21 protein-coding genes are annotated in these 21,841 nt (G+C 63.2%); 13 read left to right on the top strand and 8 right to left on the bottom strand.

The annotated features are described in order from the left end of the window. Positions 1-31 precede the first annotated feature (31 nt). Positions 32-1,081: an aldo/keto reductase gene (locus tag NKH17_RS17705; RefSeq protein ID WP_352901016.1), complete on the bottom strand. Its 1,050-nt coding sequence runs from the start codon at positions 1,079-1,081 to the stop codon at positions 32-34. A gap of 109 nt (positions 1,082-1,190) precedes the next feature. Continuing rightward, positions 1,191-1,853 (bottom strand): YggS family pyridoxal phosphate-dependent enzyme, encoded by a 663-nt coding sequence (locus tag NKH17_RS17700; protein ID WP_352803512.1) that lies wholly within the window; start codon positions 1,851-1,853, stop codon positions 1,191-1,193. 145 nt (positions 1,854-1,998) lie between these two features. Between NKH17_RS17700 and leuS the strand changes: the two genes are divergently transcribed. Beyond that, positions 1,999-4,623: a leucine--tRNA ligase gene (gene leuS, locus NKH17_RS17695; protein ID WP_352901018.1), complete on the top strand. Its 2,625-nt coding sequence runs from the start codon at positions 1,999-2,001 to the stop codon at positions 4,621-4,623. Continuing rightward, the gene (locus NKH17_RS17690) at positions 4,610-5,191 is read left to right on the top strand and encodes an LPS assembly lipoprotein LptE (RefSeq protein ID WP_352479576.1); all 582 of its coding nucleotides are present in this window, start codon (positions 4,610-4,612) and stop codon (positions 5,189-5,191) included. The genes leuS and NKH17_RS17690 overlap by 14 nt, the downstream gene beginning before the upstream one ends. A gap of 70 nt (positions 5,192-5,261) precedes the next feature. Here NKH17_RS17690 and fsa read toward each other — a convergent pair whose 3' ends face one another. After that, a complete protein-coding gene (fsa, locus tag NKH17_RS17685) occupies positions 5,262-5,915 on the bottom strand; it encodes a fructose-6-phosphate aldolase (protein ID WP_023678103.1) in 654 nt (217 codons plus the stop codon). A 90-nt stretch (positions 5,916-6,005) separates the two neighbouring features. Here fsa and NKH17_RS17680 point away from each other — a divergent pair, with 90 nt between their 5' ends. Next, complete coding sequence (locus NKH17_RS17680) at positions 6,006-8,189, top strand: primosomal protein N' (RefSeq protein WP_352803515.1); 2,184 nt, start codon at positions 6,006-6,008, stop codon at positions 8,187-8,189. A 9-nt stretch (positions 8,190-8,198) separates the two neighbouring features. Here the strand turns inward: NKH17_RS17680 and NKH17_RS17675 are convergent, their stop codons facing one another. The 3 genes from NKH17_RS17675 to NKH17_RS17665 all read right to left on the bottom strand — a co-directional run bounded on the left by NKH17_RS17675 (position 8,199) and on the right by NKH17_RS17665 (position 8,876). Continuing rightward, complete coding sequence (locus NKH17_RS17675) at positions 8,199-8,330, bottom strand: PIN domain-containing protein (protein ID WP_352971566.1); 132 nt, start codon at positions 8,328-8,330, stop codon at positions 8,199-8,201. Further along, positions 8,315-8,524, bottom strand: coding sequence for a PIN domain-containing protein (locus NKH17_RS17670; protein WP_352801991.1), 210 nt, complete (start codon positions 8,522-8,524; stop codon positions 8,315-8,317). Before NKH17_RS17670 ends, NKH17_RS17675 begins: the two co-directional genes overlap by 16 nt. A gap of 118 nt (positions 8,525-8,642) precedes the next feature. Continuing rightward, a complete protein-coding gene (locus tag NKH17_RS17665; protein WP_352801575.1) occupies positions 8,643-8,876 on the bottom strand; it encodes a type II toxin-antitoxin system Phd/YefM family antitoxin in 234 nt (77 codons plus the stop codon). 209 nt (positions 8,877-9,085) lie between these two features. Between NKH17_RS17665 and NKH17_RS17660 the strand changes: the two genes are divergently transcribed. The 7 genes from NKH17_RS17660 (at position 9,086) to lepB (ending at position 15,947) form a co-directional block, all read left to right on the top strand. Next, positions 9,086-9,481, top strand: a complete 396-nt coding sequence (locus NKH17_RS17660; protein WP_023719708.1) for an AGROH133_08824 family phage infection protein — start codon at positions 9,086-9,088, stop codon at positions 9,479-9,481. Positions 9,482-9,727: 246 nt separating this feature from the next. After that, positions 9,728-10,288 carry a F0F1 ATP synthase subunit delta gene (locus NKH17_RS17655; RefSeq protein ID WP_352479581.1) on the top strand — a complete coding sequence of 187 codons (561 nt, stop codon included), beginning with the start codon at positions 9,728-9,730 and terminating at the stop codon, positions 10,286-10,288. Continuing rightward, positions 10,288-11,817 carry a F0F1 ATP synthase subunit alpha gene (gene atpA / locus NKH17_RS17650; protein WP_352896681.1) on the top strand — a complete coding sequence of 510 codons (1,530 nt, stop codon included), beginning with the start codon at positions 10,288-10,290 and terminating at the stop codon, positions 11,815-11,817. The genes NKH17_RS17655 and atpA overlap by 1 nt, the downstream gene beginning before the upstream one ends. A gap of 28 nt (positions 11,818-11,845) precedes the next feature. Next, positions 11,846-12,730: a F0F1 ATP synthase subunit gamma gene (locus tag NKH17_RS17645; protein WP_352801579.1), complete on the top strand. Its 885-nt coding sequence runs from the start codon at positions 11,846-11,848 to the stop codon at positions 12,728-12,730. A gap of 67 nt (positions 12,731-12,797) precedes the next feature. Next, complete coding sequence (atpD, locus tag NKH17_RS17640; protein WP_352479582.1) at positions 12,798-14,363, top strand: F0F1 ATP synthase subunit beta; 1,566 nt, start codon at positions 12,798-12,800, stop codon at positions 14,361-14,363. Between the two features lie 114 nt (positions 14,364-14,477). Continuing rightward, the gene (locus NKH17_RS17635) at positions 14,478-14,885 is read left to right on the top strand and encodes a F0F1 ATP synthase subunit epsilon (protein WP_254820456.1); all 408 of its coding nucleotides are present in this window, start codon (positions 14,478-14,480) and stop codon (positions 14,883-14,885) included. Between the two features lie 90 nt (positions 14,886-14,975). Further along, on the top strand, positions 14,976-15,947 hold the full coding sequence (gene lepB, locus NKH17_RS17630) for a signal peptidase I (protein WP_502910600.1): 972 nt from the start codon (positions 14,976-14,978) through the stop codon (positions 15,945-15,947). Position 15,948: 1 nt separating this feature from the next. Here the strand turns inward: lepB and uxuA are convergent, their stop codons facing one another. Both uxuA and NKH17_RS17620 read right to left on the bottom strand, forming a co-directional pair. Next, positions 15,949-17,127, bottom strand: coding sequence for a mannonate dehydratase (gene uxuA, locus NKH17_RS17625; RefSeq protein WP_352801582.1), 1,179 nt, complete (start codon positions 17,125-17,127; stop codon positions 15,949-15,951). Beyond that, entirely contained in the window at positions 17,124-18,602 is a 1,479-nt protein-coding gene (locus NKH17_RS17620; protein WP_352901023.1) for a mannitol dehydrogenase family protein, read from the bottom strand. Before NKH17_RS17620 ends, uxuA begins: the two co-directional genes overlap by 4 nt. A gap of 175 nt (positions 18,603-18,777) precedes the next feature. Here NKH17_RS17620 and uxaC point away from each other — a divergent pair, with 175 nt between their 5' ends. From uxaC to NKH17_RS17605, 3 genes are all read left to right on the top strand, one after another. Continuing rightward, positions 18,778-20,187, top strand: a complete 1,410-nt coding sequence (uxaC, locus tag NKH17_RS17615; RefSeq protein WP_352971524.1) for a glucuronate isomerase — start codon at positions 18,778-18,780, stop codon at positions 20,185-20,187. A 40-nt stretch (positions 20,188-20,227) separates the two neighbouring features. Next, positions 20,228-21,205 carry a TRAP transporter substrate-binding protein gene (locus tag NKH17_RS17610; RefSeq protein ID WP_352901026.1) on the top strand — a complete coding sequence of 326 codons (978 nt, stop codon included), beginning with the start codon at positions 20,228-20,230 and terminating at the stop codon, positions 21,203-21,205. A gap of 104 nt (positions 21,206-21,309) precedes the next feature. Next, positions 21,310-21,837 carry a TRAP transporter small permease gene (locus NKH17_RS17605; RefSeq protein WP_352900773.1) on the top strand — a complete coding sequence of 176 codons (528 nt, stop codon included), beginning with the start codon at positions 21,310-21,312 and terminating at the stop codon, positions 21,835-21,837. Positions 21,838-21,841 lie beyond the last annotated feature (4 nt).

Here is a 21,841-nt window from a genome sequence, read left to right as displayed (position 1 = left end):
AAGCAACGAAGGTGAGGAAGGTAAGATTGAGTTACTTTTTCGGCACAAAGGGCGCCGGCCGTCGGCCGGCCGCCTGACGTTCTAGCATCCAGCCCGGATATTCGGCGGGCAGGGCACTGACTTCGTCGAGGCGAACAAGATCATCGGCATCGAGCAACAACTCGGTGGCTGCAAGGTTCTGTTCCAGCTGCTCCATGCGGCTGGCGCCGATGATGACGCTCATCACGAATGGCTTGGCCAGGACATAGCCGAGCGCCACCGTAGCGACGCTGACGCCGTGCTTGGCGGCGATCTCGCGCATAACGGCGACTGCTGCCCAGGCACGGTCCTCATTGACCGGCGGGAAATTGAAGCTGGCGCGGCGGCCCTCGCCATTGCCGGGGGCGCCCGGTCCGTATTTGCCGGAGAGCAGGCCGCCAGCCATCGGCGACCAGACCATCAGCCCGAGCTTCTCCTCGCTGAGCAGCGGCACGATCTCGCGCTCGAGATCGCGGCCGGCGATCGAATAATACGACTGCACGGTCTCGAAGCGGGCAAAGCCTTTGCGCTCGGCAATACCCAGCGCCTTGGCGATGCGCCAGGCCTGCCAGTTCGAGACGCCGACATAGCGGACCTTGCCGGCGGCAACCAGGTCGTCGAGCGCCCGCAGCGTTTCGTCGATCGGCGTCACCGTGTCGGTGCCGTGCAGTTGGTAGAGATCGATATGATCCAGCTGCAGCCGTTCGAGGCTGCCTTCGACCGAATCCATGATGTGGCCGCGCGAGGAACCACGCTGGTTCGGGCCTCCACCCATGGCGCCATGAACCTTGGTGGCGATGATCACGTCCTGCCGGTTGACGCCAAGGTTCCTGAGCGACTGGCCGAGAAGCCGTTCCGAGGCGCCGAAGGAATAGACATCCGCCGTGTCGAAGAAATTGACGCCGGCGGCGAGCGAGCGGGCAACGATCTCGTCAACGCCCTTCTGGTCGAGGCTGGCGATCAGGCCCCATTGGGCATTCTCGCCGGCCGCGCCGAACGTCATCGTGCCGAGGCAAAGTTCGGAGACGAACATCCCCGTATTTCCAAGTTGATTGTAACGCATGGTGGCTCCAGACGGGTTGAGAATAACTCGAGCCATATAGGAACGAAACGTTCCGTTTCTATACCTTGGCTTAGTCAATGTCAGCCTGTGGCCTAAGGCCGGCTGCGCCTCATCTGGCGCCGAAAATCGCCGATCCAACCCTGACACTGGTCGCGCCGAAGGCGATCGCGGTTTCGTAGTCGCCGGACATGCCCATGGAGAACTTGTCGACCCCGGCCTCAAGCCCAAGCTTTTCCAGCAGCGCGAAATGCGGACCGGGGTTCTCGCCGGCCGGCGGAATGCACATCAGCCCTTCGATGGCGAGGGCGTGAACCGAGCGGCAGCGGGCCACGAAGGCGATAGCCTCGCGCGGCTCGATGCCGGCCTTTTGCGGCTCGGAGCCGGTGTTGACCTGGACATACAGCCTTGGTGACCGGCCTTGCCTGGCGATCTCCTTGGCGAGTTCGGCGGCGATCTTTTCACGGTCGACGGTTTCGATGACGTCGAACAATGCCACCGCTTCCTTTGCCTTGTTCGATTGCAGTGGACCGATCAGATGCAGCTCGACATCGGGAAACGCCGTCCGCAGTGCCGGCCATTTGGCTTGTGCTTCCTGAACCCGGTTTTCGCCGAAGACGCGCTGGCCGGCCTCGATGACGGGGCGGATATCGGCGGCGTCGAAGGTTTTCGAGACCGCGACCAGCGTCACCGCTCCAGCGTCGCGTCCTGCCTCGCGCTCGGCGGCAGCGATCCTTGCCTTAACCGTGAAAAGCTGTTCGACGGCGCTCGCCATGCCTATATCCTGCCTGTGTTTGGCTTTCGCCGGATCGCCGCAGTTGACGGGTCCGGCAATCCATGGTGAACACCGCGACGACATTTCCTGAGCCGCCCGGGCATTGTCCGGCGGCTCGCGCATGCTTTTAAGTGAAAAACACCCGATGGCAACCGAACGATACAATCCGCGCGCGTCAGAGCCCAAATGGCAGAAGGCCTGGGACGCCAAGAAGCTGTTCGAAGCCGACAATGACGACCCGCGCCCGAAATATTACGTGCTGGAGATGTTCCCCTATCCGTCGGGGCGCATCCATATCGGCCATACCCGCAACTATACGATGGGCGACGTGGTGGCGCGCTACAAGCGGGCCAAGGGTTTCAACGTGCTGCACCCGATGGGCTGGGACGCCTTTGGCATGCCAGCCGAAAACGCGGCGATGCAGAACAAGGTCCATCCCAAGGACTGGACCTATCAGAACATCGCCGCCATGCGCGAGCAACTCAAGGTCATGGGCCTGTCGCTCGATTGGGCGCGCGAGTTCGCCACCTGCGATGTCGATTACTATCACCGCCAGCAGATGCTGTTCCTCGATTTCGTCGAGAAGGGGCTGGTGACGCGCAAATCCTCCAAGGTCAACTGGGATCCGGAGGACATGACGGTGCTTGCCAACGAGCAGGTCATCGACGGACGCGGCTGGCGCTCAGGCGCGCTGGTGGAACAGCGCGAGCTGACGCAGTGGTTCTTCAAGATCACCGACTACGCGCAGGACCTGCTGGATTCGCTCGATCAACTCGACGACTGGCCGGAAAAAGTGAAGCTGATGCAGGCGAACTGGATCGGCCGTTCGGAAGGGCTGCTGATCCGCTGGCCGCTGGCCAAGCCAGCAGCCGGCGAGCATGAGCTCGAAATCTATACGACAAGGCCTGACACCATCTTCGGGGCCTCCTTTATGGCGATTGCCGCCGACCATCCGCTGGCCAAAAAGGCCGCCGAAGACAATCCGGCGCTGGCAAAGTTCATCGACGAGGTCCGCCATATGGGCACCTCGGTGGCGGCCCTGGAGACGGCGGAGAAGAAGGGCTTCGATACCGGCATTCGCGTCGTCCATCCGTTCGACGAGAAGTGGACGCTCCCCGTCTACGTCGCCAATTTCGTGCTGATGGACTACGGCACCGGCGCCATCTTCGGCTGCCCGTCCGGTGACCAGCGCGACCTCGACTTCGCCAACAGATACGGCCTGCCGGTCATTCCGGTGGTGATGCCGGAAGGCGAGAATCAAGGAAGCTTCCAGGTCATCGATGAGGCCTATGTCGGCGACGGCGTGATGATCAATTCGCGCTTCCTCGACGGCATGAAGCCTGATCAGGCGTTCGACGAGGTGGCGAAGCTGCTGGAACAAAAGACCATCGGCAACCGGCCGATGGCCGAGCGCAAGGTGAACTTCCGCCTGCGCGACTGGGGCATTTCGCGCCAGCGGTATTGGGGCTGCCCTATCCCGATGATCCATTGCGAGGATTGCGGCGTGGTGCCGGTGCCGAAAGCCGACCTGCCAGTCAAGCTGCCGGATGATATCGAGTTCGACCGGCCGGGCAATCCGCTCGATCGCCATCCGACATGGCGGCACGTCAAATGCCCGCGTTGCGGCAAGGACGCGCGGCGCGAAACCGACACGATGGACACGTTCGTCGATTCTTCGTGGTATTTCGCGCGCTTCACGGCGCCCTGGGCAAACGATCCGACCGATCCCAAGGCCGCGACCGAATGGCTGCCGGTCGACCAGTATATTGGCGGCATTGAGCATGCGATCCTGCATTTGCTCTATTCGCGCTTTTTCACCCGCGCCATGCGCGAGACCGGCCATGTCGATCTGGCCGAGCCGTTCAGGGGCCTGTTCACGCAAGGCATGGTGGTGCACGAGACCTATCGGGTTGGCGGCGCCTCGAACGGCCGCTGGCTTGCGCCCAGCGAGGTCAGGCTGGAAGACGCCGACGGCAAGCGCCGCGCCTTCGAAATCGCCACCGGCGAAGAGGCGGTGATCGGTCCGCTCGAAAAAATGTCGAAGTCGAAGAAGAATACGGTGAGCCCGGAAGAGATCACCGACGGCTACGGCGCCGATACGGCGCGCTGGTTCATGCTGTCGGACTCGCCGCCCGAGCGCGATGTCGAATGGACCGACGAGGGTGCGGCCGGCGCCCATCGCTTCATCCAGCGCATCTGGCGCCTGGTGTCGACGGCTGCCGAATCGCTCGCCGGAGTCCGGCCAGAGGCGGCGAAGGACGGCGAGGCCGGGACAGTGTCCAAGGCCGCGCACAAGATCTTGAAATCGGTCGGCGAGGACATCGAAAAGCTCGCCTTCAACCGCGCCATCGCCCGCATCTATGAGCTCGCCAATGCCTTGACCGTACCGCTCAACGAGGCGGCAGAGGGCAAAGCCGGTCCGGCGCTGCAAGCGGCCTGCCGTGAGGCCGTCGAGATCCTGGTGCACCTGATCGCGCCGGTCATGCCGCATCTGGCAGAGGAGTGCTGGCAGACGCTCGGCGGCACCGACCTTGTCGCCGAGCGGCCCTGGCCGGACTACGATCCCTCGCTTGTCGTCGACGCCGAGATCGTGCTGCCGGTGCAGGTCAACGGCAAGAAACGCGGCGATTTGACAATTGCCCGCGACGCGGATCAAGGTGCGGTCGAAAAGGCGGTTCTGGCTCTCGACTTCGTTGAGAAAGCGCTCGAAGGTAAGGCGCCGCGCAAGGTGATCATCGTGCCGCAGAGGATCGTCAATGTCGTTGCCTAAGCCGCGAAAGACAGAGCTGACGGTGCGCCGTATCGTGCTTTGCGGGCTGCTCGCCTCGGTGGCGCTGGTTTCCGCCTGCACGGTGCGGCCGCTCTATTCGAGCGCGCCGCTGGTCGCCGGCTCGCAGGTCGGCGCTGCTGCGGAGCTGGCATCGATCTCGGTCAAGCCGGTCAAGACCCGCTACGCCCAGCAGGTCCGCAACAATTTGATCTTCGCACTCGGCCAGGGCGCCGGCGAGCCAGCTTCGCCGGTCTATTCGCTTGATCTGGGCGTCTCCGAACTCGTCGAATCGGCGGCAATCGAGCAGGTCACGACCGACGAGGACGAGCCGACCGCCGGCACCGTGACGCTGACCGCCAACTATGTGCTCAGCGATGCCAAGACGGGCACGGTCATAGCGAGGGGCAAGCGCTCGATTCCGTCGTCATACGACAGGCCCCGCCAGGAATTCGCGTCATACCGAGCCCAGATCGACGCCGAGAACCGTGCGGCGCGCGAACTGGCGGATGTGCTGCGGCTGTCGATCGCCCAGGATCTGATCAAGCACGGCAAGCCGGCGGCAAGCTAGGTGTTTCCAGAGTGCGCAATCTGCAAAAAAGGCCGATTGCTCGGCCTTTTTTGTTCGCAGGATAGTCGCTTCAGCCGATCTTCTGCCCGGTCTTTGCCCAGTCGGCGAGGAACAGCTCCAGGCCCTTGTCGGTCAGCGGGTGCTTGACCAGTGCCTTGAGCGTCGCCGGCGGCGCGGTGATGACGTCGGCGCCGATCAGTGCCGCCTGCTTGACATGGTTCACGGTGCGCACCGAAGCGGTCAGGATTTCAGTCTGGAAGTCATAATTGTCGTAGATGGTGCGAATATCGGCAATCAGCTCCATGCCGTCCCAGCCGCTGTCGTCGATGCGGCCGACGAAAGGCGAGATAAAGGAGGCGCCGGCCTTGGCGGCGAGCAGCGCCTGGGTGGCCGAGAAGCACAGCGTGACGTTGACCATGCGGCCGTCCGACCGGATGTCCTTGCAGGCTCTCAGGCCGTCGAGCGTCAGCGGCACCTTGATGCAGACATTGTCGGCGATCCTGGCCAGGATCTTGGCCTCCGCCATCATGTCCTTGTATTCGGTGGCGACGACTTCGGCCGAGACCGGGCCCTTGACGATCTCGCAGATCTCTCTTGTGACGTCGGCGATCTTGCCGCCGGATTTCAGGATCAGCGACGGATTGGTGGTTACGCCGTCGAGTAGCCCCAGATCGTTCAGCTCGCGGATTTCCTTGACATCGGCGGTGTCGACAAAAAATTTCATGGCGGTCTCCTGAAGATTTTTCATGTGCACGTCATGCACATTTGGGGTCGGACTTTGATCTAGACCAAAGTCGGGGCAAGGTCACGCCTCATGATCGAAGATTCGCCCTTTGTCGCGGCCGCAGCGGTGCTGGTGCCGATGCCCGCCGAGCGCCCCTACACCTATGCCGTGCCGGCTGGCATGCGCGTGGTGCCGGGCTCGATCGTGCGCGTTCCGCTTGGGCCCCGCCAGGTCGCCGGCATCGTCTGGGACGGCGTCGTCGAAAAGGTTGACGCGAAGAAATTGCGGCCGATCGAGCAGGTTTTCGACTGCCCGCCGATCGACCGCGCGATGCGGCGTTTTGTCGATTGGGTGGCGCAGTACACGCTGTCGCCGCCCGGCATGGTGGCGCGCATGCTGCTCAGGGCGCCAGAGGCGTTCGATCCGGAGCCGTGGATCGAAGGGCTGCAGCGCACCTTCGCCAGACCCGACCGGATGACGGAGGCGAGAACGCGCGTGCTGGAGACAGCCGAAGGCGGACTGGCCTGGACGCGGTCCGGCCTGGCGCATGCGGCAGGCGTGTCGTCGACGGTGGTGGACGGGCTGCGGGCGCAGGGCGTATTCGAGACGGTGATGATCCCGCCGCGGCCGGTAGTCGCAGCACCCGACCCGGGCTACGCCCAGCCTTCACTGATGCCGGACCAGAGCGATGCCGCCGAGACGCTGCGCGCCAATGTCGCGACCGGCACATTCGGTGTCACCCTGCTCGACGGTGTAACCGGATCCGGCAAGACGGAGGTCTATTTCGAGGCGGTCGCGGCGGCACTCGATCGTGGCAAGCAGGTGCTGATCCTGCTGCCGGAAATTGCGCTGACCCACGCCTTTCTCGAACGCTTCCAGGAGCGGTTCGGCGCCAAGCCGGCGGAGTGGCACTCGGACCTGCCGCCAAGAATGCGCGAAAAGGTCTGGCGACAGGTGGCGGAAGGCGGCGTGCGGGTCGTTGCCGGCGCGCGCTCGGCGCTGTTCCTGCCGTTCAGGGAGCTTGGACTTATCGTCGTCGACGAAGAGCACGATCCCGCCTACAAGCAGGAGGATCGCGTCTTCTACAACGCGCGCGACATGGCCGTGGTGCGCGGCCATATCGGCGGCTTTCCAGTCGTGCTCGCTTCGGCGACACCGTCGGTCGAAAGCCGGGTCAATGCCAGCCAGGGCCGCTACAGCAGGGCGGTGCTTTCGGCGCGCTTTGCCGAGGCGGCACTTCCCGATCTCAAGACGGTCGACATGCGCCGCGCGCCGCCGGCACGCGGCGGCTTCCTGTCGCCGGTGCTGCTCGGCCATATGCGGCAGACGCTGGAGAGAAAGGAACAGTCGCTGCTGTTCCTCAACAGGCGCGGCTATGCGCCGCTGACGCTCTGCCGGGTCTGCGGCCACCGCTTTGGCTGTCCGGTCTGCTCGGCCTGGCTGGTCGAGCATCGCTTTCGCGGCCAGCTCGTCTGCCACCACTGCGGGCACAATGAACGCCGGCCCGAAGCCTGCCCGGAATGCGGCACGCTCGACCATCTGGTCGCCTGCGGGCCGGGCGTCGAGCGCATCGCCGAGGAGGTCGTCGCGCATTTCCCCGATGCCCGCACCATCGTCTTGTCGTCCGACCTGATGGGCGGCGTGCGACGGCTGCGGCTCGAGCTTGAAGCCATCGCCAATGGCGAGGCCGACATCGTCATCGGCACGCAACTCGTCGCCAAGGGCCATAATTTCCCCAACATGACGCTGGTCGGTGTGGTCGATGCCGATCTCGGCCTTGCCAATGGCGACCCGCGCGCCGCCGAGCGCACCTTCCAACTGCTCAGCCAGGTGACCGGCCGCGCCGGCCGCACCGGCAAGAAAAGCCTCGGCCTGCTGCAGACCTTCCAACCCGACCACCCGGTGATGCGCGCGATCGTCTCCGGCGACGCCGAGGCCTTCTACGAGCGCGAGATCGCCGAGCGTGAGCGGGCGGGGCTGCCGCCCTTCGGCAGGCTCGCCGGCGTCATCGTCAGCGCGGCGACACGGGCCGAAGCCGAAGGGCACGCCCGTGGCCTGCGTCGCGCCGCGCCACAAGCCACCGACGTGTTCGTGCTCGGCCCGGCCGAGGCGCCGCTGTCATTGATCGGCGGCCGCCATCGCTTTCGCCTGCTGATCCAGGGCGAGCGGCGCGCCGACATGCAAGGGTTCATTCGCACCATGCTGGCCGAGGGACCGAAGATAAGGGGCTCGGTGCGAGTCCAGGTCGACATCGACCCGCAGAGCTTCTTGTAAGCTGTCGAATTACCCTTTCGAGATGCCTTCGGTGAATGGGTTAAGGTAAGGCACGTCGAGAATCGCAAAATGCCGGGTGTTGGCCGTCAAAACTGACAGGCCGTGCAAACGGGCAGTAGCTGCGATCAGAACGTCCGCCAGACCCGGATTGGCGCCTCTGGCGATCGTGGCATCTTCGAGTTTCCAGCTTCTCGCGCGATAGCTAAATCGATGGGAAGGATGCGCTGGTTGAACTCCAGAAGCAACCTTTTGAACCACTCATTGATGCGCTCTGCCTTCATATGTCCGCCCGCCCGCTTCAGTTTCGCAAGATAACTATCGACGAGAGCTGCCAAGAGCCGCGTTCTCTTTGTTCGGCAAGCCAGTTCTGCACGTGTGACGGAAGCAGAGGCCGACCAGGTGCAAATGCCGAGAGAAAAGACTTATCAAGCAGATAGCCGGTCAAAACTCCACTTACCGCGACGGCGATTCGTTTCGCTCAAGCTCGATGCCGCCTGGATACCGAAGCAGGAAATCCACGAAGTCTTTTTGGCTGTTCTGCGGATAAAGTTTCCGTCCCTCACCGATTGGCACCACCATGACTGCGGGCTTGCCGTGCTTGGTGATAACCGTGGGCTCACCGTTCTCAGCAGCCTCCACGAGCGCGGAAAGGCTGGCCCTTGCCTCTCGTAGTTGCATCGTCCTCATGCGCGGAACCCCTTGTGGTCTCATGTAGCCACAAATAGGAATTGTGCAGAAAAAAACAGCCGGTCGTGTAACATCCTGTTAGCCCGGTCGAGACAACGGCGCGCGCGTTGGGCTGACGCGCCCTGCATATTGCCGACGGCCATCTGGCGCATGTCAGTTGCTTCGCTAGAATGTCCGAAATTTCGACTATGCATTTACGAGGGGACAAGATGGAATTTGCGTTTCCATGGCCGATGAGCCAGGGCGAGTGGCTGGCATGGTCGAGCGCGGTCGCGACCTTATTGCTCGGCCTATTGCTATTCCTGGCGCCACAGCTGGCATTCCGCATCCTGCGGCTGCAGGTCAGACCGGAGAAGGCAGCGGCGATCGCCGAGGGGCGCGGCCGGATGTCGGGCTTTTATCTCGGCGTCAGCCTGTGCTGCATCCTCCTAGCGCAGCCGTTGCTCTACATGGCGCTCGGCTTCTCCTGGCTGTTCACCGCCTTCGGCCGGCTGCTGTCGATGATGTCGGATGGCGCCAATACGCCGTTCAACTGGGCTTCCATCGTCGTCGAGCTGGTGCTGGCGGCGCTGCCGCTTGCCTTCGCCTTCGGCTTTTTGCCCTGAATCAGGGATCAATCCGGGGTTGGTTGCTGAACTCGGCTAGCGGATGCGACAATAGTGCCTGAAAACCATGCCGGACGACGCATTGCGGTCTGAAAATGCCTGTGCTAGACGGCAATCGACTTTCGACCGGGGATAGCGGAAGCCGCGCCTCCGTGCTTGGAAAAATGCAGTAAGGTCAAAGATTTAGCCAGAGTTTTTGCTCGCGCCAACAATCTGCGGCCTGTCAGACAAGAGAAAAGACGGTCCGTGGCCCAATCGTCATCGCCAATCTCAGGTGTCGCAGAACGCTATGCGGGTTCGCTGTTCGAACTCGCGCTGCAGGCCAATTCGGTCGCGAGCGTCGAGGCCGACCTCAACAGGTTCGAAGCCATGCTCGAAGGCAGCGCTGACCTTTCGCGGCTGATCAGGAGCCCGGTCTTCTCCAGCGAGGACCAGGCCAAGGCGATCGCCGCGATCGCCGACAAAGCAGGGATTACCGGCCTCACCGGCAATTTCCTGCGCGTCGTTGCCCAGAATCGCCGGCTGTTTGCCGTGCCCGGCATGATCAAGGCGTTCCGCCAGATCGCCGCCGAACACCGTGGCGAGACCGCTGCCGAGGTCACCTCGGCGCATGCGCTGACGCCTGCCCAGGAAACCGAGCTGAAAGCGGCGCTGAAAAGCGTCGCCGGCAAGGACGTGGCTATCTCGGTCACCGTCGATCCGTCGCTGCTCGGCGGACTGGTGGTCAAGATCGGCTCGCGCCAGATCGATACATCGCTCAAAACCAAACTCAATTCGCTCAAGCTTGCACTGAAAGAGGTCGGCTGATGGACATCCGCGCCGCGGAAATTTCCGCAATTCTGAAAGACCAGATCAAGAATTTCGGCAAGGAGGCCGAGGTCTCCGAAGTCGGCCAGGTGCTGTCCGTCGGTGACGGTATCGCCCGCGTCTACGGTCTCGACAATGTCCAGGCCGGCGAGATGGTCGAGTTCCCCGGCGGCATCCGCGGAATGGCGCTCAACCTCGAAGCCGACAATGTCGGCGTCGTCATCTTCGGCGCCGACCGCGACATCAAGGAAGGCGACACCGTCAAGCGCACCGGCGCCATCGTCGATACGCCCGTCGGCATGGGCTTGCTCGGCCGCGTCGTCGACGCGCTCGGCAACCCGATCGACGGCAAAGGCCCGATCCAGGCCACCGAGCGCAAGCGCGTCGACGTCAAGGCGCCCGGCATCATCCCGCGCAAATCGGTGAACGAGCCGATGTCGACCGGCCTCAAGGCCATCGACGCACTGATCCCGGTCGGCCGCGGCCAGCGCGAACTGGTCATCGGCGACCGCCAGACCGGCAAGACCGCGATCATCCTCGACACCATGCTCAACCAGAAATCGGTGCACGACAACGGCCCTGAGAAGGAAAAGCTGTACTGCGTCTATGTCGCCGTCGGCCAGAAGCGCTCGACGGTGGCGCAGTTCGTCAAGGTCCTGGAAGAGCGCGGCGCGCTCGACTATTCGATCATCATCGCCGCGACCGCCTCCGATCCGGCGCCGATGCAGTTCCTGGCACCGTTCACCGCCTGCACCATGGGCGAATATTTCCGCGACAACGGCATGCACGCGCTGATCAGCTACGACGATCTGTCGAAGCAAGCCGTCGCCTATCGCCAGATGTCGCTGCTGCTGCGCCGTCCGCCGGGCCGCGAGGCCTATCCGGGCGACGTCTTCTACCTGCACTCGCGCCTGCTTGAGCGCGCCGCCAAGCTCAATGACGAAAATGGCGGCGGTTCGCTGACGGCGCTGCCGATCATCGAGACGCAGGCCAACGACGTTTCGGCCTACATCCCGACCAACGTCATCTCGATCACCGACGGCCAGATCTTCCTGGAAACCAATCTGTTCTTCCAGGGCGTCCGTCCGGCGGTCAATGTCGGCCTGTCGGTGTCGCGCGTCGGCTCCTCGGCGCAGATCAAGGCGATGAAGCAGGTTGCCGGATCGATCAAGGGCGAGCTTGCGCAGTACCGCGAGATGGCTGCTTTCGCGCAGTTCGGCTCCGACCTCGATGCCGCCACGCAACGCCTGCTCAACCGCGGCTCGCGCCTGACCGAGCTGTTGAAGCAGCCGCAATTCTCGCCGCTCAAAGTCGAGGAGCAGGTCGCGGTGATCTTCGCCGGCGTCAATGGCTATCTCGACAAGCTGGCGATCAACCAGGTGGGCAAATTCGAGCATGGCCTGTTGTCGCATATGCGCTCGGCCGGCAAGGACGTGCTCGACGGCATCCGCAAGGAGAAGGCGCTGTCCGACGATCTGCGCGCCAAGCTGAAGGCAGAAATCGACGCCTTCGCCAAGACCTTTGCTTGAGCAGGACGGACGGGATCAGGTTTGAAGCATGCCTTCGTTAAAAGACCTTCGTAACCGTATCGCCTCGGTCAAGGCGACGCAGAAGATCACCAAGGCGATGCAGATGGTCGCCGCGGCGAAGCTGCGTCGCGCGCAGGAAGCGGCGGAAGCGGCGCGTCCCTATTCGGAGCGCATGGGCGCGGTGCTGGCCAACATCACCCAGGCGATCGGCGACGGCGGCGATGCCCCGGCGCTGATGACCGGCACCGGCAAGGACGACGTGCATCTGCTTGTCGTCTGCACGGCCGAACGTGGTCTGTGCGGCGGCTTCAATTCGCAGATCGCCCGTTTTGCCCGCGACCACATCCGCAAGCTTCTGGCCGACGGCAAGCAGGTCAAGATCATCTGCGTCGGTAAGAAGGGGTTCGACATATTGCGCCGCGACTACGGGGCATTGATCATCGAGCGTGTCGATCTGCGCGAGGTCAAGACGCTGGGCTTCGTCAATGCCGATGCCATCGCCAAGAAGGTGATCCACCTGTTCAACGAAGGCGGCTTCGACATCTGCACGCTGTTCTATTCGCAGTTCAAGTCGGTGATCAGCCAGATCCCGACCGCGCAGCAAATTATCCCGGCGGGCGCGCCTTCGGCTGCCGCGGAAGTGAAGGATGGCGGCAGCGCTGTCTACGAATACGAGCCGGAGCCGGGCGAAATCCTCTCCGATCTCATCCCGCGCAACATTTCCGTGCAGGTTTTTCGCGCGCTGCTCGAGAATGCTGCCGGCGAGATGGGCGCCAAGATGAGCGCCATGGACAATGCGACGCGCAACGCCGGCGACATGATCAACAAATTGTCGATCACCTACAACCGCCAGCGGCAGGCGCAGATCACCAAGGAATTGATCGAAATCATTTCGGGCGCCGAGGCGCTCTAGGCACGCTCGCAAGGAGGTCATCGACCTCAAGCGTGTGAGAAACAAAGAGACGAAAAGGGTAAAGACGATGGCGAAAGCAGCGACCCCGAAGACGGCAGCCCCTAAGGCCGCGGCACCAGCAAAGGCTGCGGCGGCAACCAAGGCCGCTCCGGCCAAGAAGGCGGCAGCAACCAAGGCCGCCGCTGTGAATACGCCGGCCGCCACCATCAAGAAAACCGGCTTGGCCGGCAAGGTTCGGCAGGTCATCGGCGCCGTTGTCGACGTCCAGTTCGGCGAACATCTGCCGGCGATCCTGAACGCGCTTGAGACGATCAACGTCGGCAATCGCCTGGTGCTCGAGGTTGCCCAGCATCTGGGCGAGAACACCGTGCGCTGCATCGCCATGGACTCGACCGAAGGGCTGGTCCGCGGCCAGGACGTCTATGACACCGGTGCACCGATTACCGTGCCGGTCGGCCCGGGCATGCTCGGCCGCATCATTAACGTCATCGGCGAGCCGGTCGACGAGGCAGGCCCAGTCGACGGCATCGAGATGCGCTCGATCCACCAGCCGGCGCCGACCTATGTCGAGCAGTCGACGGAAGCGCAGATCCTGGTCACCGGCATCAAGGTGCTCGACCTGCTGGCCCCCTATGCCCGCGGCGGCAAGATCGGCCTGTTCGGCGGCGCCGGCGTCGGCAAGACGGTGCTGATCCAGGAACTGATCAACAACGTCGCCAAGGCGCATGGCGGCTTCTCGGTGTTCGCCGGCGTCGGCGAGCGCACCCGCGAAGGCAACGACCTCTATCACGAGTTCATCGAGTCCGGCGTCAACAAGAAGGGCGGCGGCGAAGGATCCAAGGCGGCGCTCGTCTATGGCCAGATGAACGAGCCGCCGGGCGCCCGCGCCCGCGTCGGCCTGACCGGCTTGACGGTTGCCGAATATTTCCGCGACCAGGGCCAGGACGTGCTGTTCTTCGTCGACAACATCTTCCGCTTCACGCAGGCGGGTTCGGAAGTGTCGGCGCTGCTCGGCCGCATTCCTTCGGCCGTGGGCTACCAGCCGACGCTGGCCACCGACATGGGCGCGCTGCAGGAGCGTATTACCACGACGACCAAGGGCTCGATCACCTCGGTGCAGGCGATCTATGTGCCGGCCGACGACCTGACCGACCCGGCACCGGCGACATCGTTCGCCCACCTCGATGCGACGACCGTGCTCAACCGCGCGATTTCGGAAAAGGGCATCTATCCCGCCGTCGATCCGCTCGATTCGACTTCGCGCATGCTCGACCCGATGGTTGTCGGCGAAGAGCACTACCAGGTCGCCCGCCAGGTGCAGTCGATCCTCCAGCGCTACAAGTCGCTGCAGGACATCATCGCCATCCTGGGCATGGACGAGCTGTCGGAAGAGGACAAGCAGACGGTTGCCCGCGCCCGCAAGATCGAGCGCTTCCTGTCGCAGCCCTTCTTCGTCGCCGAAGTGTTCACCGGCGCACCGGGCAAGCTGGTCGACCTCGCCGACACCATCAAGGGCTTCAAGGGCCTTTGCAACGGCGACTACGACCATTTGCCGGAGGCTGCCTTCTACATGGTCGGCGGCATCGAGGAAGCGGTCGAGAAGGCACAGCGCCTGGCCGCCGAAGCGGCTTAATTTAGGGAATAGGGAGTAGTCGGTAGTGGTTAGGGAATAGCAGCTGCGTGATGTGGGCCGGTTAGGGCCAGTTGCTACTGCCTAGTTTCCTATTCCCTACTCGCTAAATTGATCATGCCTGAAGCTTTCAAATTCGAACTGGTCTCGCCGGAGCGCCTCTTGGTTTCCGAGCAAGTCGAATCCGTCGTCATCCCGGGCGCCGAAGGCGAGATGACTGTCATGGCGCATCACGCCCCGGTCATGACCACAATCAAGCCGGGCGTCGTTACGCTGAAGACCGCGCAAGGCAAGGAAGAGCGCTATGTGGTGTTCGGCGGCTTTGCCGACATCGTTCCGGCCGGCTGCACGCTGCTGGCGGAATCGGCTGTGGCCGTCGGCGACATCGACCGCGCCGACCTTGCCCGCCGCATCCAAGAGGCAAAAGAAGACGCCGCCGACGCCAAGGACGATCAGACCCGCAGCAAGGCCGAGCAGTTCCTTAGCCAACTCACCACGCTCGAAGGCGCCATCCTGCCGGCTTGAGGTTCGCTCAAATGACCGACTGAAAAAGCGGGCTTGCCCCGCTTTTTTGTTTGGTGGACAGTCTGGCTGCCTGGGCATTGAGGGGTGGCCGTGACGGAAGAAACAGCGCAACGAGAAACAGCTTCGCGATCCCTGTGGTCGACGGCCTTGGTGTCAGCCTTCGGCGGTCCGTTCGGCGGCTTTCTGTGGATCGGCAGCGGCAAACTGGCCGTCGTCAGCCTGGTGGTGATCAGCGTCGTCGTTTTCGCGCTTATTTACATTGGCTTTCCGGTATTGCCTGGCGTCGATCTTGGTTGGTGGGCCAATTTTTCAGGGATCGGTTTGATGGCCCTGTGGGCAGCGATCGTTGTTCCCTTCGCGCACCGGTTCAAGCCGGACAGATGGTACGCGCACGGGCTTTCGGTGCTGGTGCTCGTCTTTCTGACCACGTATCCGGCCGCATTTGCGATGCGCGCGTTCCTATTCCAGCCGTTCTCCATGCCGTCCAGCAGCATGGTTCCAACGCTGGCGGACGGGGATCATTTCTTCGTTTCCAAATTCGCCTACGGCTACAGCCGCTATAGCGTCCCGTTTGGACTGCTGCCTGTTGACGGCCGGATATTCGGCGCCGAGCCAAGGCGAGGAGATATTATGGTGTTCAGGCTGCCATCTGAACCGGACATAGACTACGTCAAGAGAGTCATCGGCTTGCCCGGCGATAGGATTCAGATGGTCGGCGGGGTGCTCCACATCAATGGCGTGCCAGTGAAGCTGCAGGATGTCGGTGACTATTCCTCCGGCGAAGTACAGTCGGCCAAGCTCCAGTGGGAGACACTGCCGGAGGGCATTTCTTATTCGGTAATCGACTTAGGCAACTCGATCGGCGACGACACACGCGAGTTTGTGGTGCCTACGGCAGAGTATTTCACATTGGGGGACAATCGCGACAACTCCAACGATAGCCGCTTCCTGGTGGGTTTTGTCCCCTATGAAAATCTGGTCGGCAAGGCCGTGCGGCTGTTCTGGAATTCCAAGGGCGTCGACTATTCTTCCCGACAAATATTGGATCGTTCAGGCAAATAGCTCAAACTGTCAGCGCCTCCACTGCGCGCATGACGCCGCGCAGTTCGGCGAGGCCCTTCAGGCGGCCGATGCAGGAATAGCCGGGGTTCACCTTCTTGCCGATGTCGTCGACGATGGCGTGGCCATGGTCGGGGCGCATCGGAATCTGCCAGTCCGCCCTGCCTGCCGCCTTGCGCCGGCGCTCTTCGCCAATCAGCGCCGACACGACCGCCACCATGTCGGTGTCGCCGTCGAGGTGCTCGGCTTCGTGGAAGGAGCCGTCTGGCTCCTTGGTGACGTTGCGCAGATGGGCGAAATGGATGTTTTCGGCGAAGGCCTTGGCCATCGTCGGCAGATCGTTCTGCGCGCCCGCCCCGTAGGAGCCGGTGCACAGCGTCAACCCGTTGGCCGGCGAAGCGACGGCGTCGAGCAGCGCGCGGGCATCATTAGCATTGGAAACGATGCGCGGCAGGCCGAACAGCGAAAAAGGTGGATCGTCGGGGTGGATCGCCATCCTGACCCCGGCCTCTTCGGCCACCGGCACGATCTCGCGCAGGAAGGCAAACAGGTTTTCGCGCAGGCCTTCGGTGGAGACGTCCTTGTAGAGGTCGAGGGCGCGGCGGAAGCTTGCCCGATCGAAGATGAATTCGCGCGCCGGGACCCAGCCGATCAGGTTGCGCTCCAGCCTTGCCTTGTCGCTGTCGCTCAGTCCTTGCAGTCGCACACGCGCGGCTTCGACGCGGGCCGGCGGGTGATCGGCCTCCGCCCCTTCTCGCTCAAGGATGAAGACGTCATAGGCGCAGAGCTCGACGACATCGAAGCGCAGCGCCGTGCCGCCATGCGGCATGGGATAATCGAGGTCTGTGCGCGTCCAGTCGGTGATCGCCATGAAATTATAGCAGACGGTATTGATCCCGGCGGCGGCGACGGAGCGGACCGACGCCTTGTAATTGTCGATCAGGGTGCGCCAGTTGCCGCTGCGGGTCTTGATGTCCTCATGGACGACAATGCTTTCGACCACATCCCAGGTCAGGCCCGCTGCCTCGATGTCGGCCTTGCGCCTGGCGATCTCGTCCGCCGGCCAGGCGCGGCCGTCATTGAGGTGATGCAGCGCGCTGACGATGCCGACGGCGCCGGCTTGACGGACATGGGCAAGCGTCACCGGATCGTCTGGCCCGAACCAGCGCCAGGTTTGTCTCATGGCTTCTCACTCCGTATGCCAAGCGCCGCGAAGGCAGCGGCAGGTCCGCCCCGCCGCAGGCGCTCGAGATGGGCTGCCGTCAGATCGATCAGTGTCATGCGGTGGGAATGGTCTTTGGCGAAGCCGGCGAGATCGAATATCGCTGTCACCGTTTCATCAGCCGGCCGGCTGCCGAGCGCCGTAAGCGGAGTGTCGATCGGGTCGGTAAAATGGGCTTCCGGCAAGGTTTTGCCGCGCGCCTCGCAAGCGGCGATCCAGGCCGCCACCACCAACATGAGATGCGCGGGCGGGTCACCGGCGCTCAGTCGATCGAGGGCCGAGGCGACTATGCGCTGCGGCAGCTTCTGGCTGCCGTCATTGGCGATCTGCGCCGTGCGATGGGCGAGCGCGGTGTTCGAATAGCGTTCGGCGAGCTGGGCCGTGTAGCCGGCCGTATCGAGCCCGGCGTCCTGCGGCAGTGTCGGGATAGCCTCGGCCCATAGTTCGTCGACGAATTGCCGGATCGCCGGATCGGCAAAGGCGCGGTCGACCGTGTCGAAGCCGCTGAGCAGGCCGAGATAGGCGATTGCCGAATGCGAACCGTTGAGCAGCCGCAGCTTCATGTCCTCGAAGGGCCCGACGTCGCCGACCATGGTGACGCCGAACTCTTCCCAGACCGGCCTGCCTGCCGGGAAATCATCCTCGACCACCCATTGGCAGAACGGCTCGGTCATCACCGGCCAGGCATCCTCGACGCCGAGCTCGACGGCGATACGCGCCCGGTCGGCATCGGTGGTCGCCGGCACGATGCGGTCGACCATGCTCGACGGGAAGGCGACGCCATCGGCGATGTGCCCGGCAAGGCCGGGATCGCGCAGTGCTGCGAATTCGACCAGCAGGCGGTGCAGCGTAGCGCCATTGGCCGGAAGGTTGTCGCAGCAGAGCACGGTGAAAGGCTTGATGCCGGCGAAACGGCGGCGCGACAGCGCTTCGGTGAGAAAACCATGCGCCGTCCGTGGCATTTGCGGGTTAGCCAAATCATGGACGATGTCCGGATGGGTGCTGTCCAGACCGCCGCCGGCTGCTCTCAGATAAGCCTTTTCTGTGATCGTGAGCGTGACGATGCGGGTGCGCTGATCCGTCAGAGCGGCGAGCACCGCAGCCGGATCTTCCGGCGCCACCAGCATCGACAGGATCGAACCGATGACGCGCGGCTCTTCGCCGATGCTGCTCCTGATCGCCAGCGTGTAGAGGCCATCCTGCGGCGCCAGTGCGTCGCGCGTGTCTGGACTGCGCAAGGACACGCCGACAATGCCCCAGTCCGCCTCTCCCGCTGCCAGGCAGTCGTCGACATAGGCCGCCTGATGGGCGCGATGGAACGCACCGACGCCGAGATGGACGATGCCCGGTGCGACGCCGCCGCGGGCGTAGCGCGGAACCGCGACCGAAGCCGGCAGTGCCGTCAGCGTGCTGTTGGAAAGGCGTCTGTTGGTCATTGCGCCACGTGCCTGATCGAGATTGTTGGGTCCCTGCTGGCAGGCGGCGTAACACCCGATGCTGTCACGCACAATGGGCAATGGCCGACGAAAAGTCATCATACAACAACCCGGTTTTTGTATGTTGACATTATTTCTTTCCAACCCTACCGATGTCCGTGTTGGGAGGATCTACGTGGCCGCATTGACGGATCCGGATTTGCTGTTTGCCGCCGAGGCGCGCTCGCTTTCGCTGGCCCGCGATCTCTACGCCGCGGTCAAGGATCTGCCGATCGTCAGCCCGCACGGCCACACCGATCCGCGCTGGTATGCGCTCAACGAGGCGTTTCCCGATCCGGCACAGTTGCTGATCGTGCCGGACCACTACATTTTCCGCATGCTGTTCAGCCAGGGCGTTCTGCTTGAGGAGCTTGGGGTGCCGACGCTTGACGGCTCGCTGGTAGAGACCGACGGCAGAACGATCTGGCGGCGCTTCGCCGAGCATTATTACCTGTTTCGGGGTACGCCGACCCGGCTGTGGTTCGACCATGTGCTCGCCCATCTGTTCGGCATCGAAGAGCCGCTGACGGTCGCAACCGCCGACCGTCATTACGACACGATCGCGACCTTGCTGCAGCGTGAGGATTACCGTCCCCGCGCTCTGTTCGAGCGCTTCAACATTGAGGTCATCGCAACGACCGAAGGTGCGCTCGACAATCTCAGATGGCACCAGATGATCCGCGACAGCGGCTGGCAGGGCCGCGTCGTTACCGCCTATCGGCCGGATGCGGTCGTCGATCCCGATTTCGAAGGTTTTTCGGCCAATCTCGACCGACTTGGCGACATCACCGGCTGCGACACTGGCACTTGGGCCGGCTATCTCGCTGCGCATCGCCAGCGGCGCGCCTTCTTCAAGAGTTTCGGTGCGACGTCCTCCGATCACGGCCATCCGACGGCCGACACCGCTAATCTTTCGGATGCCGCCGCCACGGAGCTGTTCAACCGTATCCGCCGGGGTTCGGACGACGAGCGCGAGCGAAAATTGTTTCGCGCCCAGATGCTGACCGAGATGGCTAAGATGAGCCGCGACGACGGGCTGGTCCTGCAGATCCATCCCGGCTCCTGGCGCAATCATTCGCCGGCTATCTTTGACAGGTTCGGCAGGGACAAAGGCTTCGATATCCCGACCCGCACCGATTATGTGACGGCGCTGAAGCCGCTGCTCGACTGTGTCGGGCTGGAGCGCGACCTCACGGTCATCCTCTTCACCCTCGACGAGACCAGCTATGCGCGCGAGCTGGCGCCGCTCGCCGGCGTTTACCCGGCATTGAAGCTCGGGCCGGCCTGGTGGTTCCACGACAGCCCCGAAGGGATGCGCCGGTTCCGTGAGATGACCACCGAAACGGCTGGTTTCTACAACACCGTCGGTTTCAACGACGACACCCGCGCCTTTCCATCCATACCGGCCCGCCATGATGTGGCGCGCCGGGTCGATTGCGCATATCTGGCGCGTCTCGTCACCGAGCATCGGCTCGGCGAAGACGAGGCGCACGAGCTGGCGCAGGAACTTGCCTATACGCTCGCGAAAAAGGCGTACCGGCTCTAACGGCGCTTGCCGCCATCGTTTCAAAAACGGGAGGAAACCAATGCTGCATTTCTCTAGACTGGCGGGAGCTACGCTAGTTGCCGCCGCACTGCTGGCCGGATCGGCAAGCGCCCAGACGGTCCTGCGCTCGTCCGACACCCACCCGGATGGCTATCCAACGGTCGAGGCGGTCAAATATTTCGGCGAGCTGGTGAAGGAGCGCACCGCTGGCCGCTATGTGATCGAGATCTATCCTTCCGCGCAACTTGGCGAGGAAAAGGACACGATCGAGCAGGTGCGCACCGGCGTGATCGATCTCAACCGTGTGTCGATGGCGCCGTTCAACGGGCTCATCCCCGAGACCACCGTGCCCTCGCTGCCCTACATCTTCCGTTCGGAAGAGCATATGCACAAGGTCATGGACGGGGCGATCGGCGACCAGATCGCGGCGGCGTTCGACCACGTCGGGCTGGTGTTGCTCGCCTTTTACGACGGCGGTGCGCGCTCCTTCTATAATTCGAAGAAGCCGATCAACACTGTAGCCGATATGGCCGGCATGAAGTTCCGCGTCATCCAGTCCGACATCTTCGTCGACATGGTGGCGGCACTCGGCGCCAACGCGACACCGATGCCTTATGGCGAAGTGTATTCGGCGATCGAGACCGGGGTCATCGACGGCGCGGAGAATAATTTTCCGAGCTACGACACTGCCAAGCACGCGGAAGTCGCCAAGTATTATTCGCTCGACGAGCACACGATGGTGCCGGAAGCCTTCGTCATGGCGAAGTCGAGCTGGGACAAGCTGACGCCGGAAGACCAGGCGATCTTCAAGGCGACCGCCAAAGAAAGCGTCGCCAAGCAGCGCGAGCTGTGGACCGCCAAGGTCAAGGAATCGCGCGCCAAGGTCGAGGCAGCAGGTTCGCAGATCACGACGCCGGACAAGCAGCCCTTCATCGAGGCGATGGGGCCGGTCTACGAGAAGCACGTCAAGGATGACAAGCTGAAGGCCATGGTCGAAGCCATCAAGGCCGTGCAGTGATCAAGCGGCGGCGCGGACATTCCGCGCCGCCATCCTCTTGCGGAGAAAACCGGGTGGCTTCCAGCCCAAAACCAAGACCGCTTCTGTCCGGCGTCGCGCAAGTGATGTCGCGCGTCAGCACGGCGGCGCTGTCGATCGCCGGCATCGGGCTGGTGCTGATGACCGCCTTCGTCGCATGGCAGGTGTTCGGCCGCTATGTTCTGAACCGCTCGCCGAGCTGGACCGAGCCGGGCTCGGTGATGCTGATGAGCTGGTTCATTTTCCTCGGCGCCGCCGTCGGTGTGCGCGAGAACTACCATCTTGGCTTCGACGTCCTGCTCTACGTGCTGCCGAAAGGCGGCAAGCGTTGGCTGCGGATGATTTCGGACCTCGTCGCGCTCGCCTTCGGCATCGGCATGATCTGGTATGGCAGCCAGCTGGTCGCATTGACCTGGGGCTCTACCTTGCCGTCACTCGGCATATCGGGGGGCTGGGACTACGTCCCGCTTGTCGCGGGAGGAGCGCTCATCGTGCTCTTCACTCTGGAGCGCATCGTGCTTCGCCTCTCCGGCGCACCGATCGACGATGCCCTAGATGGACTGCCGCCGGCCGAAGTCGCGGCCGAACTCGACACCGCGAACGTGAAGGTCTGACGCC

The organism is Mesorhizobium sp. M1334 (assembly GCF_040317995.1).
Lineage (GTDB): Bacteria > Pseudomonadota > Alphaproteobacteria > Rhizobiales > Rhizobiaceae > Mesorhizobium.
Note: the sequence above shows the minus strand (reverse complement) of the source record. Positions and strands in the feature narration are given on the sequence as shown.

Coding starts and splice junctions, on each gene's coding strand:
- NKH17_RS17705 (WP_352901016.1), bottom strand. CDS start 1,081: ATGCGTTACAATCAACTTGGAAATACGGGGATGTTCGTCTCCGAACTT.
- NKH17_RS17700 (WP_352803512.1), bottom strand. CDS start 1,853: ATGGCGAGCGCCGTCGAACAGCTTTTCACGGTTAAGGCAAGGATCGCT.
- leuS (WP_352901018.1), top strand. CDS start 1,999: ATGGCAACCGAACGATACAATCCGCGCGCGTCAGAGCCCAAATGGCAG.
- NKH17_RS17690 (WP_352479576.1), top strand. CDS start 4,610: ATGTCGTTGCCTAAGCCGCGAAAGACAGAGCTGACGGTGCGCCGTATC.
- fsa (WP_023678103.1), bottom strand. CDS start 5,915: ATGAAATTTTTTGTCGACACCGCCGATGTCAAGGAAATCCGCGAGCTG.
- NKH17_RS17680 (WP_352803515.1), top strand. CDS start 6,006: ATGATCGAAGATTCGCCCTTTGTCGCGGCCGCAGCGGTGCTGGTGCCG.
- NKH17_RS17665 (WP_352801575.1), bottom strand. CDS start 8,876: ATGAGGACGATGCAACTACGAGAGGCAAGGGCCAGCCTTTCCGCGCTC.
- NKH17_RS17660 (WP_023719708.1), top strand. CDS start 9,086: ATGGAATTTGCGTTTCCATGGCCGATGAGCCAGGGCGAGTGGCTGGCA.
- atpA (WP_352896681.1), top strand. CDS start 10,288: ATGGACATCCGCGCCGCGGAAATTTCCGCAATTCTGAAAGACCAGATC.
- NKH17_RS17645 (WP_352801579.1), top strand. CDS start 11,846: ATGCCTTCGTTAAAAGACCTTCGTAACCGTATCGCCTCGGTCAAGGCG.
- atpD (WP_352479582.1), top strand. CDS start 12,798: ATGGCGAAAGCAGCGACCCCGAAGACGGCAGCCCCTAAGGCCGCGGCA.
- NKH17_RS17635 (WP_254820456.1), top strand. CDS start 14,478: ATGCCTGAAGCTTTCAAATTCGAACTGGTCTCGCCGGAGCGCCTCTTG.
- uxuA (WP_352801582.1), bottom strand. CDS start 17,127: ATGAGACAAACCTGGCGCTGGTTCGGGCCAGACGATCCGGTGACGCTT.
- NKH17_RS17620 (WP_352901023.1), bottom strand. CDS start 18,602: ATGACCAACAGACGCCTTTCCAACAGCACGCTGACGGCACTGCCGGCT.
- NKH17_RS17610 (WP_352901026.1), top strand. CDS start 20,228: ATGCTGCATTTCTCTAGACTGGCGGGAGCTACGCTAGTTGCCGCCGCA.
- NKH17_RS17605 (WP_352900773.1), top strand. CDS start 21,310: ATGTCGCGCGTCAGCACGGCGGCGCTGTCGATCGCCGGCATCGGGCTG.